Origin of the sequence: Ruminiclostridium papyrosolvens C7 (assembly GCF_000421965.1) — a bacterium.
GTDB classification, from domain to species: domain Bacteria; phylum Bacillota; class Clostridia; order Acetivibrionales; family DSM-1351; genus Ruminiclostridium; species Ruminiclostridium papyrosolvens_A.
In genome coordinates this window covers 1-18,273 of sequence record NZ_ATAY01000022.1, presented here as the reverse complement: position 1 = coordinate 18,273, position 18,273 = coordinate 1, and the positions used below count along the sequence as shown (strand labels likewise).

Here is an 18,273-nt window from a genome sequence, read left to right as displayed (position 1 = left end):
TAACTAAATGGCTAATAACATAGTATTCATTGCATATAAATTGTGTTACACATCATTTAATATTTGATTAGCATTATACGTTAAAGAAAATATAATAAAATATAAATCTCTTTAAGGTATACGGAGGTATAAATGAGTTTAATCCGAAGAAAGAAGAGTAAGGGTAAATCAGAAAACGTTCAAATTATAGTTCCTGAAAAAAGTCCATGTATAAAAAAACAACATATAAACTACGGTGAATATGAGGGACAGACGGTAACGGTATTTGTAAATTCGGGAGGAGCTGCCGGGAACGGCTTTACAGGGGTTTTGCTGCTTCAGACGGACTCATACTTAAAACTGTTAATACTGCCGTCAGCACCGCCCCAATGTTCTTTAGGAAACGCTTGCTGCGGCAAAGATGTTAATTTGCTGTTCTGTACTCTATGCCCATACAATCGCACACTTGGCTCAGTAGCTGAGATTCCTCTTGAAGCCGTAACAGCTTTTGTACATAATAGCATATGAAGCAATGCATAAGTTATTATGTATCAGAAATTGAATATTGTGATACAATTACTATTAATATATTAAAATACGTTAAAAAGGTATATGTATGAATTTATGTGAAAAATTTGAGTTCCCCGAAAATGCGGGATGTGTTATAAAAAAGCTTAACGAAGCCGGATACGAAGCTTATTTTGTGGGTGGTTGTGTAAGAGATAGCATCCTTTGCAAGGCGCCCTACGATTGGGACATAACAACAAATGCATTACCTGCTGATATAAAGAAATTATTTGACAAAACCTATGATACAGGGATAAAGCATGGTACAGTTACTGTACTTTCAGGAGAAATGAGTCTGGAAGTTACAACATATAGGATAGATGGAGATTATAAAGATTTTCGTCGGCCGGAAAAGGTTGAGTTTACATCCAGTCTTAGGGAGGATTTGGCAAGAAGGGATTTTACTATTAATGCCATGGCATATCATCCGGAGCACGGTCTGGTTGACTTTTTCGGCGGTTTACAGGATTTAAAAAAGCATGTGATAAAAGCAGTTGGTGACCCGGAGCAGAGGTTCCGGGAAGATGCTTTGCGTATGATGCGGGCAATAAGATTCAGTGCACAGCTGGGGTTTTCCATTGAAGAAGTTACATTTGAAGCTATAAAAAACAATTCTGCACTTATAGCCAATATCAGCAGTGAGAGGATAAGGGATGAGCTGAATAAAACGTTGGTATCAGAGAATCCTTTACATTTTAACTATCTGCACCAGACGGGTCTACTGCCATACATTCTTCCTGAGTTTGAAAGGTGCTATAAAACTGAACAGGTAAATCCTTATCATGTTTACAATGTAGCAGACCACACAATGTATGCGGTAAAAAGTATTGATAATGATCATATTCTCAGGTGGACAATGCTTCTGCATGATATGGGTAAACCACCAAGAAAAACAACCGATGCAAAAGGAATAGATCATTTTTACGGGCATCAGGCAGTAAGCAGTCAAATTGCGGAAAAAGTACTTAATCGGTTGAGATTTGACAAGGAATCAATAAAAAAGATTGTTTTGCTTGTAAAATACCACGATATGGATATAGAGGATACTCCCAAATCTATAAGAAAGGCAGTAAATAAAATCGGCGACGAGTTGTTTCCCTTATTGCTGAAGGTTCAGAAGGCCGATAAAATGGCCCAGAATCCGGATTTTCTTCCGGAACGGATTATAAAATGGATTAAAATAGAGAAGATTTATTCAGATATAAAAAGTGAACAGCAGTGTTTGAACAAAAAAGACATGGCTGTCAACGGAGATGACCTGATACTGTTGCTTGGAATGAAACCCGGCATAGAAATACGAGAAATGCTGGATTATTTATGCGATTGTGTATTGGAATGTCCGGAGCTTAATGAAAAACAAAAATTATTGGAACTTGCCAAGAAGCGTATGAAGTAGGGGAGAGGTTATGAATGGAATTGGTACAATTGTAAATGCAGGTGCTGTAATAGTTGGGGGATTGGCAGGGACAGTACTTAAAAATGGGATACCTGAAAGGTATAAAAAGATTGTAATGCAGGCGATAGGCCTTTCAGTGGTTTTTATAGGAATATCGGGTACAATTAAGGAAATGGTGACCATAGTCAATGGCAATAAGTTGGACAGGCAGTATATAATGCTTATGATTTTCAGCTTGGTAATAGGTGGTCTGGTCGGTGAGTTCCTGAAAATAGAAAAAAGGCTTGAAAATTTGGGAGCATGGTTTCAAAAAAGGATTCCTGACAAAGGAGTCTCTTTTTCAGACGGCTTTGTTACTGCAAGCCTTGTTTTCTGTGTAGGTGCAATGGCTATAGTTGGGGCTCTGGAAGACGGTCTTTCCGGGAACCCTTCAACATTATTTGCAAAATCTGTTCTTGATGGAGTTACGTCCGTGGTATTTGCTTCAACACTGGGTATAGGTGTCGCGTTTTCGGCTATACCTGTATTTGTTTATCAGGGTGGAATAACCATGCTATCGGGAGTAATAAAACCATGGCTTTCAGATGCTGTAATTTCTCAGATGTCGCTTATAGGAGGAGTATTAATATTTGCAATAGGTATTAATCTTTTGGAGATTAAGAAAATAAATGTAGGAAATTTACTTCCGGCTGTTTTCATACCTGTTCTTTACTATATAATAAGAATTTTTATGTAGAAAAAATTACTTTTTTTAAATAAACGGGTTGACAAATCAGTTGCTGCTCGGTATAATATCTCTTGCAGTCAGTGATGCGGGTTTAACTCAGCGGTAGAGTGTCACCTTGCCAAGGTGAAAGTCGCGAGTTCAAATCTCGTAACCCGCTCCACTATTTGCGGGTGTAGTTCAATGGTAGAACATCAGCCTTCCAAGCTGATTGCGTGGGTTCGATTCCCATCACCCGCTCCATAAAAAAAGAACTGTTTTCTTAGAAAACAGTTCTTTTTTTATTTTGTCAACAATAGATAAGCTTGTACGAGCTATTTCAGCAAGAAATTCATAAAAATCCGAATGTTGAGAATACATAGCCTATAAAATAGTATATAGAATTTTTTAACCTTTATGGGAAAAAGGAGGAAATATGTATTCACAGCATAAAACGTTGTGGAAGAAAGTATTGAGAGTATTATTAATAAGTTCACTAATGGTTACTTTATCACCTATTTCTGTTTTTGCAGGGGAGGCAGATCTCAAAACTCCGCCGCTAACCTCTTCACAGAACAATATTCTCTACATAGGAATACTGGTATGTTTGTTGGGTATGTTATTCGGAGTCTTTCAATACCTGAAGATAAAAAAAAATGCTGCACATAAAAGTATGTTGGACGTTGCAGATACCATTTACCAGACCTGCAGAACCTATCTGATACAGCAAGGGAAATTTCTGGCATTACTGTTCATTTTTATTGGAGTATGTATAGCATTCTACTTTGGTTTCCTGCAGGATAAGGGAGCGGGTGGAGTAGCTCTGATACTGTGCTTTACTGTAATAGGCATTTTGGGTTCGTACAGTGTTGCATGGTATGGTATAAGGATGAACACCATGGCGAACAGCAGAATGGCTTTTTCCTCCTTGAAAAGAAAACCCTTGAAGTTGCTCTTTATCCCTCTTGATTCGGGAATGAGTATAGGTGTAATCCTAATTTGTGTTGAACTTGTTATGATGCTTATAATTCTGAGGTTTGTTCCCTGTAAACTGGCAGGTGCAAGCTTTATAGGATTTGCAATAGGTGAATCCCTGGGAGCCAGCGTGTTGCGTATAGCAGGAGGTATTTTTACCAAGATAGCTGATATAGGATCTGATCTTATGAAAATTGTTTTTAAAATCAAGGAGGACGATCCAAGAAATCCGGGTGTTATAGCAGATTGCACAGGTGATAATGCGGGGGACAGCGTAGGCCCTACAGCGGACGGCTTTGAGACATACGGAGTCACAGGAGTGGCGCTGATAACATTTATTATACTGGCTGTAACAGGCAATCTTCAAAGTCATATGCTCATATGGATATTTACAATGCGTATTGTCATGATAATCACTTCAATAGCATCTTTTTATATAAACAAAATACTCAGTAAAATCAGATTCGGAAAAAGTGAAAATATTGATTTTGAAAAGCCTCTGACAAGCCTCGTCTGGATTACTTCATTTCTTTCAATAATAGCAACCTTTCTGGCAAGCTTCCTTATGATAGGCCCGGGAACATTAACAAATGATACTTCCGACGGACTATGGCTTGTCTTATCATTAATAATAAGCTGCGGAACTCTGGGAGCTGCGCTTATTCCTGAGTTTACAAAGATATTTACAAGTCCCAAATCTGTTCATGTAAAGGAAACCGTCACAGCCTCCAAAGAAGGAGGACCATCCCTTAATATCCTTTCAGGACTTGTGGCAGGTAATTTCAGTGCCTTCTGGAAGGGCATGGTTTTTATTGTTCTGATGTTCGTAGCCTATATTGCAAGCAGAATGGGGTTGGCTGATGTAATGAGCTACCCTTCAATATTCGCTTTCGGGTTGGTGGCATTTGGATTTTTAGGTATGGGGCCTGTTACCATTGCAGTTGACAGCTATGGGCCTGTTGCGGATAATGCCCAATCTATATATGAGCTATCATTAATAGAATCTATACCTGAAATTGACTCCGAGATAGAAAAAGACTTCGGCTTTACACCTGATTTTGAAAAAGCAAAATATTATCTGGAGGCCAATGACGGTGCGGGCAATACCTTCAAGGCAACAGCAAAACCCGTATTGATAGGCACCGCAGTAGTCGGAGCCACAACAATGATTTTTTCACTGATACTTGTGATTAAGGACACTCTTGGAGTTAAGCCGGAGGAAATATTAAACCTCCTTAATCCTTTCACTATTATTGGTTTTCTCTGTGGGGGAGCTGTAATCTTCTGGTTTACGGGAGCTTCTACTCAGGCTGTTTCAACGGGTGCTTACAGGACAGTAGAATATATAAAGAAAAATATACAGCTGGATGAGGATGCCAGTTCAAAAGCAGCAGTCGAGAAATCTAAAGAGGTTGTAAAAATTTGTACACAATACGCACAAAAAGGAATGCTTAATATTTTTGTGGCAATTTTCTCTTTTTCATTGGCGTTTGCATTTTTGTCTTCTCCAAAATCAGGAAATGATTCGGTAGCGCTTTTTGTGTCATATCTTATGTCTATAGCGGTTTTCGGTCTGTATCAGGCTATTTTTATGGCAAATGCCGGAGGGTGCTGGGATAATGCTAAAAAGGTGGTTGAAGTGGATTTACAGCAGAAGGGTACGTCTCTTCATGATGCCACGGTAGTAGGAGATACCGTAGGAGACCCATTTAAGGATACTTCTTCTGTGTCTCTTAACCCAATAATCAAATTTACTACCCTTTTTGGTCTGCTGGCAATGGAAATAGCTATCTCAGACACCTTCAAGAATGTTGCACCTTATGTGGGGATAGTATTTTTGGCATGTGCATTATTTTTTGTATGGAGATCCTTCTATAGAATGAGGATAAACAGGAAAAACTAGAGGAGAACATAAATACAGTTGGTGCTTTGGCCGAATTATGCGGTCAAAGCATCAGTTTTGCTCCAGCCCATTTCCTTTTTATCTCCATTATAATATAATAATAAGGTATGTATCTTAAAGAAGAAAACAGGTGCATTGTGTTAGCCTAATATACAACGAATTGAGGTGTTTCAGATGTTTTCTGTAACCATAAGAGAGATAATGGAAGAGTTTCAGCTTGAAGAATTAACCGGGACCCCGGACTACGAGAATGTGGAAATTTCATCAGCCGATGTAAATAGGCCGGGATTACAGCTTGCCGGATATATGGAGTATTTTGGAACAGATAGAATGCAGATAATTGGTAAAGGTGAAACTGCCTACTTAATGCAGCTAACAGAGGAAGAACGGTATAAGAGACTGGATAACTTCTTTAAATGCGGATTTCCGTGTATGGTTGTAGCAAGAGGATTAGGAGTTTTCCCTGAAATGATAGAAGTGGGCCGTAAATATAGTATTCCTGTTTTAAGGACAGATGATGTAACATCCAGATTTATGAGCGGTGTCATAAGATATCTGAATCTTCAGCTTGCACCAAGAACAAGTATGCACGGCGTGCTTGTAGAAGTATACGGTGAAGGTATACTGATACTGGGAGAAAGCGGAGTTGGAAAAAGTGAAATAGCTCTGGAACTGGTAAAAAGGGGACACAGGCTTGTAGCCGATGATAATGTCGAAGTCAGAAAGGTTTCGGATAAAACTCTAGTAGGTACTGCTCCTGATATAATACGTCACTTTATAGAGATAAGAGGTATAGGTATTCTTGATGTAAAAAACCTTTATGGCGTAGGCTCCGTTAAAATGACAGAGAATATAAACCTTGTAATAAAGCTTGAACATTGGAACGATAAGAAAATATATGACAGACTTGGTCTTGAAGATGAATTTACCGAAATATTGGGTCTTGCAGTGCCTTGTCTCAATATTCCTGTCAGTCCCGGAAGAAATCTGGCAATTATAGTTGAGGTAGCTGCCATGAACAACAGACAGAAAAAAATGGGATACAATGCAGCAAAAGCTCTTAGTGAAAGAGTACTGGGAAATATAAATAAAGATATATAAATACATTTAAAACCCGGTTGGGGAGGTAGAACCATTGAATATAGCAGTTGATACACACACACATACAGTTTCAAGCGGACACGCATACAGTACAGTTCAGGAAAACGCAAAAGAGGCTTATACAAATGGAATTCGCATGATTAATATTTCCGATCACGGTCCTGCAATGAAGGGGGCTCCATTTCTCTATCATTTCGGGAATCTTGAAATCATACCGGATATATTGTATGGGGTAAGGATTGTTCGTGGTGTAGAATTGAATATAACGGATTATAATGGTACGGTTGATTTACCGGAAAGATATTTAAAAAAGTTGGAGCTGGTTCTGGCCAGCTTTCATGATATCTGTATAGAACCTTCTACGATTGAAAATCATACCAATGCAGCCATTGAAATATTAAAAAATCCATATATAGATATTTTTGCTCATCCGGGAAATCCTCAATTCCAAATAGACATTGAAAAGGTTGTTAAAACGGCTAAGGATTACGGCAAGCTTATTGAACTGAACAATCATTCCTTTAATGTGCGCAAGGGAAGTGAAGGGAATTGCAGGGAAATAGCACGAATGTGTAAAAAATATGGTGTAAGGATAACAACAGGGACAGACTCTCACATAAGCTTTAATATTGGCAGGTTTGATAATGTCATGAAGATTTTAAAGGAAGTGGAGATGCCGGAAGACTTGGTTGTTACTACTTCTGTTGAGAAGATGGAAAATTATCTCTCCGAAAGGAAAAAACGTATTGAAAAATAGATATGCTAGAGAAGGAGGAATGCGTTATATTACAGATTGAGGAGTTTGTTCAGAAACTAGTTTCTGTTACCGGAAAGGACGGAGTATCAGTTAATGAACCTATGGCTAATCATACCTCCTTTAAAATAGGTGGGCCTGCTGATATAATGACTTATCCCAAAAACAGCATTCAGCTGGTAAATATTATAAGAGAGTGCATAAAATCCAATGTACCATTTATGGTTATGGGAAACGGTACCAATCTGCTGGTGTCAGACATGGGAATCAGGGGCGTAGTAATTAAAATATATGACAATATGGCAGCCTTCAAGGTTGACAATGATACAATCGAGCTTGAAGCAGGAATACTTGTTTCAAAGGCATCTAAGCTGGCACTTGAATATTCCCTTACAGGGCTGGAATTTGCAGAAGGAATCCCGGGTACTGTAGGCGGAGCCGTAACTATGAATGCAGGAGCCTATATCGGTGAAATGTGTATGGTTGTTCACCAGACCGAATACATGGACCGGGAGGGAAATATCATAACGATAACCGGGGATGAACATTGTTTTTCCTATAGAAACAGTATCATACAGAAATCAAAAGGGATAGTTCTCAAAACAAGATTAAAGCTGCAGAAGGGTGACAGTTTAAAAATAAAAGAAAAAATGGATGAGTTCAATTTTAAACGGAGGGATAAACAGCCTTTGGAATGGCCCAGTGCTGGGAGTGTCTTCAAAAGGCCCCAGGGATATTTTGTGGGCAAGCTTATTGACGATAGCGGACTTAGAGGTTTTGGGATTGGAGGGGCACAAATATCAGACAAACACAGCGGCTTCATAATAAATCGGGGAGGCGCTACATGTAGTGATGTTTTAGCCTTGATAAAGCACATACAGAATACGGTTGATGAGAAATTTGGAGTTCAGTTAGAGCCTGAACTAAGGATTATAGGAGACTTTAACTGATAAAGCTTACACATACAAAAGATTTGGGGGATTAGGATGAGATTTGTAATAGTAACGGGAATGTCAGGTGCGGGCAAAAGCCTTGTTACCAAATATTTAGAGGATATAGGATTTTTCTGTGTTGATAACCTTCCTCCAGCACTGATTCCCAAATTTGCCGAAATCAGTGCCCAGAGTGAGGGAAAAATGGAAAAAATCGCTCTGGTTATAGATATCAGAGGCGGTGAACTTTTACACGACCTTTTCCCTGCTTTGGCAGAGGTCAAGGAATCGGGTTTCAGCTATGAAATACTTTTCCTTGAAGCAGATGACGATGTTCTTGTAAAAAGATATAAGGAAAGCAGAAGACAGCATCCCCTGGCACCGGAAGGCCGTCTTATTAAGGGAATCAGGGAAGAAAGAAAGGCACTCCAGACCATAAAATCAAATGCAAACTATATAATAGATACATCAACTCTGGTAACCAGACAACTTAAACAGGAGATAAACGGTATATTTCTGGAAGGCAAGACTTTTAAAGGGATAGTAATCAATGTGGTATCCTTTGGATTCAAATATGGGATTCCAACAGATTGCGACCTTGTTTTTGATGTCAGGTTTATACCTAATCCATATTATATAGCTCCTATGAAGATGCAGACAGGAAAGGATCAGATGGTCAAGGAATTCGTACTAAATGCTTCCGAAACAAAGGAGTTTATAGCAAAGCTGGACAATATGCTGGATTTCTTGATTCCAAACTATATAAAAGAGGGAAAATCCCAGTTGGACATCGGAATAGGTTGTACAGGTGGAAGACACAGGTCGGTTGCAATAGCGGATGAAATATATAGAAGACTGGAAGAAAAATTGCATAGGGTGGTTATTGAACACAGGGATATAGAGAAAGACGGTAAAGGGGTTGGAAAATGAGTCGGTTCAGTTGGATGAAGCCTGGTGCCAGAATCAAAAGGTGGATAGCGTTACTTTCAGCAGGTATAGCCTTAATATGTTTCAGTATCTTATTTACCATATATAACTATGATAAGGGAATTCCATACATTATTGAAATGGCTACTTTGGCATTTTTGGGTCTTGCAGGCGTTTTTGCGGCTTTCAGACTTCTTGTGAAAAATTTTGCAGGTAAGTTAATGAACGGACAGGATATAAGCAGCCTTCTCCATGAGAAAAAATTTTCGGTCAAGGGGCCTAAAATAGTGACAATAGGAGGCGGTACAGGCCTTTCTACAATGTTGAGAGGACTTAAACAGTATTCGCCAAATCTTACTGCATTGGTTACTGTAGCCGATGATGGAGGCGGTTCCGGGGTATTGAGGGAGGATTTGGGAATGTTACCTCCGGGTGATATAAGAAACTGTATCCTTGCATTGGCGAATACGGAGCCTATAATGCAAAAACTGCTTCAATACAGATTTCAGGATGGAATGTTAAAAGGACAGAGCTTCGGGAACCTGTTTCTAGCTGCAATGGATGGTATTTCAGACAGCTTTGAAGAGGCTGTGAAAAAAATGAGTGATGTTCTGGCGGTAACAGGAACAGTATTGCCTATTACTCTTGAAGATGTCAGGTTATGTGCCGAAACAGATAATGGAAACACAATCCTTGGGGAGTTTAACATAGGCCACAGAAGTGAAAGTGACAAATCCAGAATAAACCGGGTTTTCCTGAATCAGACAAAGGTTAAGCCTTTGAATGAAGCAATCGAAGCCATTATGGAAGCGGATATTGTTGTATTGGGCCCTGGAAGCCTTTATACAAGCATAATACCGAATCTTTTGGTTGACGGAGTATGTGATGCCTTGGGCAAAACAAGGGCTGTTATAGTATACGTATGTAATGTAATGACACAGCCGGGTGAAACTCAAGGCTACAAATTGAGTGATCATATAAAAGCAATAGAAAAACATTCTCACAGGGGCTTGATTGATTACTGTATTGTAAATACATCAACAATTCCTGAAGAAATGACGGAAAGATATAGCAAAGACGGAGCTGAGCTTGTCAAGGTTGACTTTGACGTAGTTAAGAAAATGGGGATTGAGATAATTACCGGAGATTTTAAGAGTATTAATAATGGCTATGTAAGACATGATTCTAACAAGCTGGCAAAAAATATTATGGAACTGGTAACCGAGCTTGTGTTGGCAAATGACGGAGACAGAATACTTGACTATTATTATGCAAAAGATAGAATCAATAAAATCGGAGGCTGATAACATGGACTTTGGAAAAAGCTGCTGGTACAGCTACCAGCAAGGCTGTCAAAGAGAATGGTTAATCACAAACGGCATCGGAGGTTATTCATCATTGTCACTGATATGTTCCAATAACAGAAGATACCACGGCTTACTGGTTTCTGCATCAGTGCCTCCAACCAAAAGGCAGCTTTATCTCTCTAATATTCTCGAAGACATGAGCTTTGAAGATGGAATTACCGTATCTTTCAGCTCCTTTCAAACAGGCAGCGGATATATAAATAACGGCTATACACATCTGCAAAGGGTTGAATATAATTATCTTCCGGAATTCGTTTATTCTTATAAAGATATTTTTGTAAAGAAGAAAGTATCAATGAAACAGGGAGATAATACCGTAATTGTACAGTATGAGGTACGAAATGGCCATAAGGAAGCGGTTTTTAAGCTGACCCCCCTTATAAACAACAGAGACCACCATTATACCAGTAAAAGCAGTCATTTAAAATTCGGCATAAAACATGAAGCAAATGTAATCCGGATATCAGGAGACGGAGAATCGGAAATCAGGTTTCTGGTTGATGGCGGAGAATTTAAAAGCTACAATGACTGCTTTTTTTATGACATGCTTTATGAAATCGAGAGGGAACGGGGTTTGGACTATACTGAAGACCATTTTATACCGGGCTGCTTCAGCATTAAAGTTAAACCGTGGGAAACAAAAACAGTTTCATTTATTGCAACAACTGAAAAATATGACCTTGAAAGTATAAATGCATCACGGGTTATACAATCTGAAGAAGAAAGATTAAAAGAGCTTCTGGACCGGGCCGGTCTTCAGAATGAGCTATGCAGAAGGCTGGTACTTGCTGCCGATAGCTTCATTGTATACAGGAAATCGACAAAATCAAAGACGGTTATAGCAGGGTATCCATGGTTTACAGACTGGGGCCGTGATACTATGATTGCCTTCAGTGGCCTTACATTGGCAACGGGCAGGTATGGCGATGCAAAGGATATATTGTTGACATTCTCAAAGTATGTTAACCATGGGCTTATACCAAATATGTTTCCCGATGACGGGGAAGAACCGGCCTATAATAGTGTAGACGCTGCCTTATGGTATTTTGAGGCTGTTAACAGTTATCTTTCTTACACAGAGGACTATAATTTTATTCAGAATAATATATACGGCTGTCTCAAGGACATATGTAGTGGATTTGTGAATGGCACCATTTATGACATTAAAATGTCGGATGAAGGCCTTGTAACGGCAGGTAGTGAAAATACACAGCTCACATGGATGGATGCTAAGGTAGGAGACTGGGTAGTCACGCCTCGTCACGGAAAAGCCGTAGAAATAAATGCGTTATGGTATAATGCTTTAACGATTATGTCCGGTCTTTCTGAAAGATTTGGAGATATTGACATCTATTCGTCTATAGCCTCCAAAACGAAGGAGTCCTTTCAGAGGGAGTTCTGGAATGAGAAGGACCAGTGTTTGTATGATGTAATTAATTCGGAAGGGAAAAATTCAGATATCAGGCCAAACCAGATTCTGGCCATAGGGCTTTCCTATCCGGTTATTGACGGACAGAGGGCTGAAAAAATCCTTAATAAGGTATGGGAAGAGCTATACACGCCTTATGGGCTCAGGTCCTTATCAGTTACTAACAGTGGATACAAGGGCGTTTATTGCGGAAACCAGCTTGAAAGAGACGGTGCATACCATCAGGGTACAGTCTGGACATGGCTTCTGGGAAGGTTTATAAAAGCATATATTCACATAAAGGGTGGAACAGAGCAGGCACGACGAAGTGCGCTGGAATTTATAAATCCGTTTTCGGATCATGTTAAAAACGGTGGATTGGGTAGTATTTCAGAAATATTTGACGGGGACAATCCACACTATCCCAGAGGATGCTTTGCACAGGCATGGAGTGTTTCCGAGATATTGAGGGCTGCTGTTGAAGACATAGGTATTGACCAGCTTGGCCAAAGAATAAATTATTAGTGTTCGGGAGTGTTGTTAAGTGTCTTTTTCAACTATAGTAAAAGATGAGCTTTGCAGGGTTGAGCTACATGAGGAATGTTGCATGAAATCCGAAATTTTAGGGGTTATCCTTACAGGTAACCTCTTTTCCCATGAAAAAGTATTAAGAAATACAAAAGTGGTCACTGAGAACGCTGCTTTTGCAAGAAGAATATATTCAATATTCCGGAGAATATACGGCATTTGCCCGGAGGTTACTATCAGAAGAAGCAGCAAACTCAAAAAGCATGTATCGTATTCTCTTACGCTGGTACCGAACCAGATGATAAACAGAATACTGTATGACTTTGGAATAAGCGCTTTCTCTGAGGATGAATATATTCCAACTGCAAGTACACTTGAAAAGGTGTGCTGCAGAAAAAGCTTTTTGAGGGCAGCTTTTCTTTCAGGAGGTTCAATAAGCGATCCTGAAAAGACATATCATCTGGAAATAGCAACACACAATATTATGTCTGCCGAAATTATAAAAGATTTGCTGGATGATTATGATATAAACACAAAGATAATCAAACGCAAGGGTAGCTTTGTGGCTTATATAAAAGAAGGAGAGCAGATAGTGGATTTCCTTAATATCATCGGTGCACACACAGCCCTTATGGAACTGGAAAACGTAAGAATACTAAAAGATATGAGAAACAGTGTAAACAGGATAGTGAACTGCGAAACGGCCAATCTTGAGAAAACCGTAAATGCTTCCATTAGACAAATAGAAAATATAAAGTATATTCAATCCACAATAGGAATAGACAAGCTCCCCGAAAACCTTGCAGAGATTGCAGACGTAAGGCTGGAATTCAGTGATGCAAGCCTTAAAGAGCTAGGAGAAATGCTTCACCCAAAACTTGGAAAATCAGGAGTAAACCACAGATTGAGAAAGCTTGATGAAATAGCTGATGAGATTAGAAAAAATAACAAAAGGTAAAATCAGGGAAATATAGAATTGATACTGTGAATAAACAAATAGGAGGAAACAGGTTTGGATGTTAAACTTTCAAAAAAAGGGACAACCCTTGTTGTAAGAATAATGGAAGATATGGACCATCATTCTGCACAGTATCTCAGACAAAAGATAGACAGTGAGATAACAAAGGCAACTATAAAAAATATTGTATTTGATTTTACCAATGTAAACTTCATGGACAGCTCCGGTATAGGGGTTGTTGTAGGTAGGTACAAAAATGTATGCAAGTTGAACGGTAAGGCGGCTATCGTAAATGCAAATCCAAAAATATTGCGAATATTTGAGATGTCTGGCGTGTTAAAGATTATTCCTGTGTACAACAGTTTGGATACAGCTATTTCAAGCATGTGCGGTTAATATTGTAACATCATGTTAAAGAGAGTGAGGAAGAAAAATGCAACTGGTTAATGAGATGAAGCTTGAATTTATGAGTAAATCCAATAATGAATCCTTTGGAAGAGTTGTTGCTGCGGCATTTGCGTCCCAGCTTGACCCTACGGTAGAGGAATTGGCGGATATAAAAACGGCTGTTTCCGAGGCTGTGACAAATGCCATAATACATGGATATGAAGATTCTTCAGGAACAGTAGAAATGATTTGCAGACTATATGACGAAGGTATTCAGATAATCATATCAGATAAAGGAAAAGGAATAGAAGACATTGAGCTGGCACGCCAGCCTCTTTACACTTCAAAGCCGGACATGGAACGCTCAGGAATGGGTTTTACAGTTATGGAGAGTTTTATGGACAGCGTCGAAATAGTTTCTGAACCCAATATGGGTACAACTGTCACAATGTTTAAAAAATTAAAATCTTAATTAATATTTTAAGAATAGAAATAATGTCGGGGGTTGAAGATTTTTACTTTTAGATGTAAATAATTAGAATTTATGTATAAAAATATATATTACAGCTAATAATTAGACTATACAAGATTTCATTCCCCGAAGTAATAAGATACGGCCTGCGACAGGCAAAATATGTGACAGAAAGGTTTAGGCAGAAAATATGAAGGAAACATCAGATGATGCTGTTTTAACTCTTATAATAAAGGCCAAGGCTGGCGACAAACAAGCCCAATCCGTTCTGGTTGAAAAGAATGTAGGCCTTGTATGGAGCATTGTTAAGAGATTTCAGAACAGAGGATATGAAGTTGACGATTTATTTCAAATAGGAAGCATTGGGTTAATCAAAGCAATAAACAAGTTTGATACATCTTATGATGTCAAATTTTCTACATATGCTGTTCCTATGATAATCGGTGAGATAAAAAGATTTATCAGAGATGACGGAATAATAAAAGTAAGCAGATCACTAAAGGAGGTTTCCTCAAAAGCACGTATAACCAAGGAGATTATGAGTAAGGAACTTGGCAGGGAGCCTACAATTAATGAAATTGCTCAGCGTATGAATGTTTCACCTGAAGAACTTGTCATGGCAATTGAAGCGGGATGTACTCCCGAATCTCTGTACAGTACTATAGGCGATGGAGATAATTCACCTATATTGCTTATAGACAGGATAGATGCAGCAGACAATAACAGCTGTGAAGTCGATCTTATTGACAAAATTGCCATACGGCAAATACTGGATACACTGGATACAAGAGAGCGACAGATAATTATATTAAGATATTTTAAGGAAAAGACACAGGTTCAGATAGCAAAACTGCTAGGGATTTCTCAGGTACAAGTTTCCAGAATTGAAAAGAAGATACTTAGGGATATTAAATCTAAAATGATTGCAAACAATAATTAAAGGTCAAGGGTTTATACATCATAAGAGGTGCATTTTAATATGATTAACAACTTTAAAGCAGGAAAAATGACTTTTTATAAAACCAAAGCTATTATTGCAGTCATAGCTGCGTTGATTTTGGGAGCTATAATAATTGTGCTGGTTCTAACCGGTTTCCCGTCTTCAAAAAAAATACACAACAAGGGAGTTTATGTATTAAACCGAAGCCCTATTGAATTAAGATTATAACAGAATATAAAATTTACCATAATAAATAGAATGAAAATGCAAAGTATATTAAATATAACAAATTGCATTTTCATTTTTTTTATATTCATATGGGAGGCCTTTTATGAAAAAGAGTTTTACCAAGGATCAATACTCAAAATACGTTGAAGAAGTCTCGCCGAAATCTAAACTTTTTACAAATGTTTTAAAGGCTTTTCTGGTTGGAGGTATTATATGTGATATTGGACAGCTATTTATAAATTTGCTCAAAAGCAAAGGCTTGGACAGTGATGCTGTATCCTCCATAACCAGTATTATTATGATTTTTCTGGCAGCACTTCTAACTGGACTTAACGTTTATGACGAAATAGGAAAGTTTGCGGGAGCAGGATCGATAGTACCGATTACGGGATTTGCAAACTCGGTAGTATCTCCTGCTATGGAATTTAAGTCCGAAGGATACGTTCTTGGAATGGGTGCAAAAATGTTTATTGTCGCAGGCCCTGTAATAGTTTATGGAATTTGTTCATCAATAATTGCAGGTATTATACACTACCTTATTACTTAATAGCCCTCTTTTATCCGCATAAAAGTTCGGATGAAAGAAAATAAAGAAATAGCATGGCTAAAGGAGGCTAATAAAACAAACATGGCAGAAAAGCATATCGGAAAGCAGACTGTATTCTTAAAAAATCCCCCTTCAATAAAAGCTACAGCATCATTTGTAGGGCCGAAGGAAGGTAAGGGCCCTTTAAAAAACGACTTTGATTATATTATTCCGGATGAATTATGGGGAGAGGACAGTTGGGAAAAAGCTGAAAGTAAGCTTGTAAGGGAGGTCTTTGCAAAAGTTCTTCAAAAGGCAAAGCTCACAAATGATAAAATCGATTATGTTCTGGCAGGGGATCTTCTAAACCAGTGTATAGCAGCAAACTACGGACTAAGGGAAACCGAAGTTCCATTTTTCGGTTTATACGGTGCGTGCTCAACCATGGCAGAATCAATTAGCATTGGAAGTCTAGTGGTTGAGGGAGGCTTTGCGGAAAACATAGTATGCATGACTTCCAGCCATTTCTGTTCAGCAGAAAAACAGTTCAGGTTTCCTCTTGAATTGGGGAGTCAGAGAACTCCTACTGCACAGTGGACCGTGACAGGTTCCGGTGCGGTAGTACTTTCTTCTGGTGGTGCCGGCCCGTATATAAAGCATATTACAACAGGAAAAATTATTGATTTAGGAATAACAGATGCAAATAATATGGGTGCGGCTATGGCTCCGGCAGCAGCAGATACAATATTTGCTCACTTTAAGGATACAGGGTTACAGCCTGATTATTATGACCTTATTGTAACCGGTGATTTGGGCAAGGTCGGAAAACAAATTTGTCAGGAGATACTGAAGTCCAACGGGTTGGATATAGAATCCAGATTCAATGATTGCGGAGTAATGATATTTGATGCAGAAACCCAGGATACTCATTCGGGAGGAAGCGGATGTGCATGCTCGGCAACGGTGCTTGCAGGGCATATTTACAAGCAGCTGACTCAGGGGAACTTAAAGAGAGTACTATTTGTTGCTACAGGAGCATTAATGAGTCCTATAAGTTCTCAGCAAAAGGAATCCATACCGGGTATAGCACATGCTGTGGCTATTCACAGAACATTAAACTAACAAGTTAAAATAATGAGGTGAAATAATGACTTACTTGAGTGCTTTTATAGTCGGTGGAATAATTTGCGCAATTGGTCAAATACTGATAGACAAGACAAAATTGACATCTGCACGTATATTGGTAGTTTATGTAGTAGCCGGGGTAGTGCTGGCATCCCTGGGGATATATCAAAAAATAGTTGATATAGGAGGAGCGGGGGCCACTATTCCTCTTACCGGATTTGGCTATAATCTGGCAAAAGGTGTTTTCAGGGATGTGGATGAAACAGGATTACTGGGAGCATTTACAGGAGGATTCAAAGCAGGTGCAGCGGGACTTGCTGCAGCTGTATTTTTTGGGTTTATGATGGCTGCAATATTTAAACCGAAAGCAAAAAAATAAACATATTAGAGGAATATTTAAGGTCAAGGCTAAAGTAATTTTTTAGTTTTTGATGAGCTAAATATTCTTCTTTTTTTACTTTTTAAAAAAATATATGGAATTTTACCTTGAAATTGTTTATAATTGAAGAAGATTTTTTTATACTCATCAACGAAATTTGGAATGTAGAAGAACAATACATAAAAACAAGGTGGATGAATTATGAACATAGAGTATATAAACCCATTTATTGAAGCAAGCCAGACAGTTCTTAAACAAGTTGTGAACGTTGATGCTAGGTTGGGAAAAGTGTTTTTAAAAAATTCTCCTTATCAGGGAGAGTCGATACTTATAATTGTGGGAATTACAGGTAAAATTCGTGGACAAGCTATTTTTACAATGTCCAAGGAAGTAGCGTTTAAAATAGCTTCAGCTATGATGATGGGTATGCCTGTTGACGAATTAAATGAAATATCAAAAAGCGCACTGTCCGAGCTTACAAATATGATATTGGGGAATACAGCCACTTTACTTTATAATAAAGGAATCGGTATAGAAATCACCCCTCCCTCATTGCTACTTGGTGAGAATTTGCAGATTTCACAGTCTAAAATGAAGACAATATGTATACCTTTATATCTGTCAGATAATGAGATTCTTGAGATTGATATATCCGTTCAGGATTGAGAAATTATAAGTAAAATGATAAAATAAATAAACATACAATAAAAAGATGGTT

General features: G+C 38.5%; 19 protein-coding genes and 2 tRNA genes. All 21 read left to right on the top strand.

The window, feature by feature from the left end; translation table 11 throughout:
• Positions 1-132: 132 nt before the first annotated feature.
• The 21 genes from L323_RS27425 (at position 133) to L323_RS27325 (ending at position 18,221) form a co-directional block, all read left to right on the top strand.
• On the top strand, positions 133-507 hold the full coding sequence (locus L323_RS27425) for a hypothetical protein (protein ID WP_020814841.1): 375 nt from the start codon (positions 133-135) through the stop codon (positions 505-507).
• A gap of 88 nt (positions 508-595) precedes the next feature.
• The gene (locus L323_RS27420; protein ID WP_020814840.1) at positions 596-1,942 is read left to right on the top strand and encodes a CCA tRNA nucleotidyltransferase; all 1,347 of its coding nucleotides are present in this window, start codon (positions 596-598) and stop codon (positions 1,940-1,942) included.
• 10 nt (positions 1,943-1,952) lie between these two features.
• Positions 1,953-2,678, top strand: a complete 726-nt coding sequence (locus L323_RS27415) for a DUF554 domain-containing protein (protein WP_020814839.1) — start codon at positions 1,953-1,955, stop codon at positions 2,676-2,678.
• Positions 2,679-2,754: 76 nt separating this feature from the next.
• Positions 2,755-2,829 (top strand) — tRNA-Gly (locus L323_RS27410).
• Between the two features lie 6 nt (positions 2,830-2,835).
• Positions 2,836-2,909 (top strand) — tRNA-Gly (locus tag L323_RS27405).
• 172 nt (positions 2,910-3,081) lie between these two features.
• Positions 3,082-5,523, top strand: coding sequence for a sodium-translocating pyrophosphatase (locus L323_RS27400; protein WP_020814838.1), 2,442 nt, complete (start codon positions 3,082-3,084; stop codon positions 5,521-5,523).
• 174 nt (positions 5,524-5,697) lie between these two features.
• Positions 5,698-6,624, top strand: coding sequence for an HPr(Ser) kinase/phosphatase (gene hprK / locus L323_RS27395; RefSeq protein ID WP_020814837.1), 927 nt, complete (start codon positions 5,698-5,700; stop codon positions 6,622-6,624).
• A 34-nt stretch (positions 6,625-6,658) separates the two neighbouring features.
• The gene (locus L323_RS27390; protein WP_020814836.1) at positions 6,659-7,381 is read left to right on the top strand and encodes a phosphatase; all 723 of its coding nucleotides are present in this window, start codon (positions 6,659-6,661) and stop codon (positions 7,379-7,381) included.
• 2 nt (positions 7,382-7,383) lie between these two features.
• Positions 7,384-8,328, top strand: coding sequence for a UDP-N-acetylmuramate dehydrogenase (gene murB / locus L323_RS27385; protein ID WP_020814835.1), 945 nt, complete (start codon positions 7,384-7,386; stop codon positions 8,326-8,328).
• Positions 8,329-8,364: 36 nt separating this feature from the next.
• Entirely contained in the window at positions 8,365-9,240 is an 876-nt protein-coding gene (rapZ, locus tag L323_RS27380) for an RNase adapter RapZ (RefSeq protein WP_020814834.1), read from the top strand.
• Complete coding sequence (locus tag L323_RS27375; RefSeq protein ID WP_020814833.1) at positions 9,237-10,541, top strand: gluconeogenesis factor YvcK family protein; 1,305 nt, start codon at positions 9,237-9,239, stop codon at positions 10,539-10,541. Before rapZ ends, L323_RS27375 begins: the two co-directional genes overlap by 4 nt.
• 4 nt (positions 10,542-10,545) lie before the next feature.
• Positions 10,546-12,537, top strand: coding sequence for an amylo-alpha-1,6-glucosidase (locus L323_RS27370; protein WP_031341880.1), 1,992 nt, complete (start codon positions 10,546-10,548; stop codon positions 12,535-12,537).
• Positions 12,538-12,556: 19 nt separating this feature from the next.
• Complete coding sequence (gene whiA, locus L323_RS27365; protein WP_020814831.1) at positions 12,557-13,498, top strand: DNA-binding protein WhiA; 942 nt, start codon at positions 12,557-12,559, stop codon at positions 13,496-13,498.
• A 54-nt stretch (positions 13,499-13,552) separates the two neighbouring features.
• Entirely contained in the window at positions 13,553-13,894 is a 342-nt protein-coding gene (gene spoIIAA, locus L323_RS27360) for an anti-sigma F factor antagonist (RefSeq protein WP_020814830.1), read from the top strand.
• A gap of 37 nt (positions 13,895-13,931) precedes the next feature.
• Positions 13,932-14,357, top strand: a complete 426-nt coding sequence (spoIIAB, locus tag L323_RS27355; protein WP_014314248.1) for an anti-sigma F factor — start codon at positions 13,932-13,934, stop codon at positions 14,355-14,357.
• A 190-nt stretch (positions 14,358-14,547) separates the two neighbouring features.
• Positions 14,548-15,297, top strand: a complete 750-nt coding sequence (gene sigF, locus L323_RS27350; protein ID WP_020814829.1) for an RNA polymerase sporulation sigma factor SigF — start codon at positions 14,548-14,550, stop codon at positions 15,295-15,297.
• Positions 15,298-15,336: 39 nt separating this feature from the next.
• Positions 15,337-15,525, top strand: a complete 189-nt coding sequence (locus L323_RS27345; RefSeq protein WP_020814828.1) for a hypothetical protein — start codon at positions 15,337-15,339, stop codon at positions 15,523-15,525.
• A 103-nt stretch (positions 15,526-15,628) separates the two neighbouring features.
• Positions 15,629-16,072, top strand: coding sequence for a stage V sporulation protein AC (spoVAC, locus tag L323_RS27340; protein ID WP_020814827.1), 444 nt, complete (start codon positions 15,629-15,631; stop codon positions 16,070-16,072).
• Between the two features lie 81 nt (positions 16,073-16,153).
• The gene (gene spoVAD, locus L323_RS27335; protein WP_020814826.1) at positions 16,154-17,173 is read left to right on the top strand and encodes a stage V sporulation protein AD; all 1,020 of its coding nucleotides are present in this window, start codon (positions 16,154-16,156) and stop codon (positions 17,171-17,173) included.
• Between the two features lie 25 nt (positions 17,174-17,198).
• Positions 17,199-17,555, top strand: coding sequence for a stage V sporulation protein AE (gene spoVAE, locus L323_RS27330; RefSeq protein WP_014314243.1), 357 nt, complete (start codon positions 17,199-17,201; stop codon positions 17,553-17,555).
• Between the two features lie 201 nt (positions 17,556-17,756).
• Entirely contained in the window at positions 17,757-18,221 is a 465-nt protein-coding gene (locus L323_RS27325; protein WP_020814825.1) for a chemotaxis protein CheX, read from the top strand.
• The last annotated feature ends 52 nt before the right edge of the window (positions 18,222-18,273 follow it).

Excerpts from the sequence above, each read along its gene's own strand:
- L323_RS27425 (WP_020814841.1), top strand. The coding sequence starts at position 133 with ATGAGTTTAATCCGAAGAAAGAAGAGTAAGGGTAAATCAGAAAACGTT.
- L323_RS27420 (WP_020814840.1), top strand. The coding sequence starts at position 596 with ATGAATTTATGTGAAAAATTTGAGTTCCCCGAAAATGCGGGATGTGTT.
- L323_RS27415 (WP_020814839.1), top strand. The coding sequence starts at position 1,953 with ATGAATGGAATTGGTACAATTGTAAATGCAGGTGCTGTAATAGTTGGG.
- L323_RS27400 (WP_020814838.1), top strand. The coding sequence starts at position 3,082 with ATGTATTCACAGCATAAAACGTTGTGGAAGAAAGTATTGAGAGTATTA.
- hprK (WP_020814837.1), top strand. The coding sequence starts at position 5,698 with ATGTTTTCTGTAACCATAAGAGAGATAATGGAAGAGTTTCAGCTTGAA.
- murB (WP_020814835.1), top strand. The coding sequence starts at position 7,384 with ATGCTAGAGAAGGAGGAATGCGTTATATTACAGATTGAGGAGTTTGTT.
- rapZ (WP_020814834.1), top strand. The coding sequence starts at position 8,365 with ATGAGATTTGTAATAGTAACGGGAATGTCAGGTGCGGGCAAAAGCCTT.
- L323_RS27375 (WP_020814833.1), top strand. The coding sequence starts at position 9,237 with ATGAGTCGGTTCAGTTGGATGAAGCCTGGTGCCAGAATCAAAAGGTGG.
- L323_RS27370 (WP_031341880.1), top strand. The coding sequence starts at position 10,546 with ATGGACTTTGGAAAAAGCTGCTGGTACAGCTACCAGCAAGGCTGTCAA.
- spoIIAB (WP_014314248.1), top strand. The coding sequence starts at position 13,932 with ATGCAACTGGTTAATGAGATGAAGCTTGAATTTATGAGTAAATCCAAT.
- sigF (WP_020814829.1), top strand. The coding sequence starts at position 14,548 with ATGAAGGAAACATCAGATGATGCTGTTTTAACTCTTATAATAAAGGCC.
- L323_RS27345 (WP_020814828.1), top strand. The coding sequence starts at position 15,337 with ATGATTAACAACTTTAAAGCAGGAAAAATGACTTTTTATAAAACCAAA.
- spoVAC (WP_020814827.1), top strand. The coding sequence starts at position 15,629 with ATGAAAAAGAGTTTTACCAAGGATCAATACTCAAAATACGTTGAAGAA.
- spoVAD (WP_020814826.1), top strand. The coding sequence starts at position 16,154 with ATGGCAGAAAAGCATATCGGAAAGCAGACTGTATTCTTAAAAAATCCC.
- spoVAE (WP_014314243.1), top strand. The coding sequence starts at position 17,199 with ATGACTTACTTGAGTGCTTTTATAGTCGGTGGAATAATTTGCGCAATT.
- L323_RS27325 (WP_020814825.1), top strand. The coding sequence starts at position 17,757 with ATGAACATAGAGTATATAAACCCATTTATTGAAGCAAGCCAGACAGTT.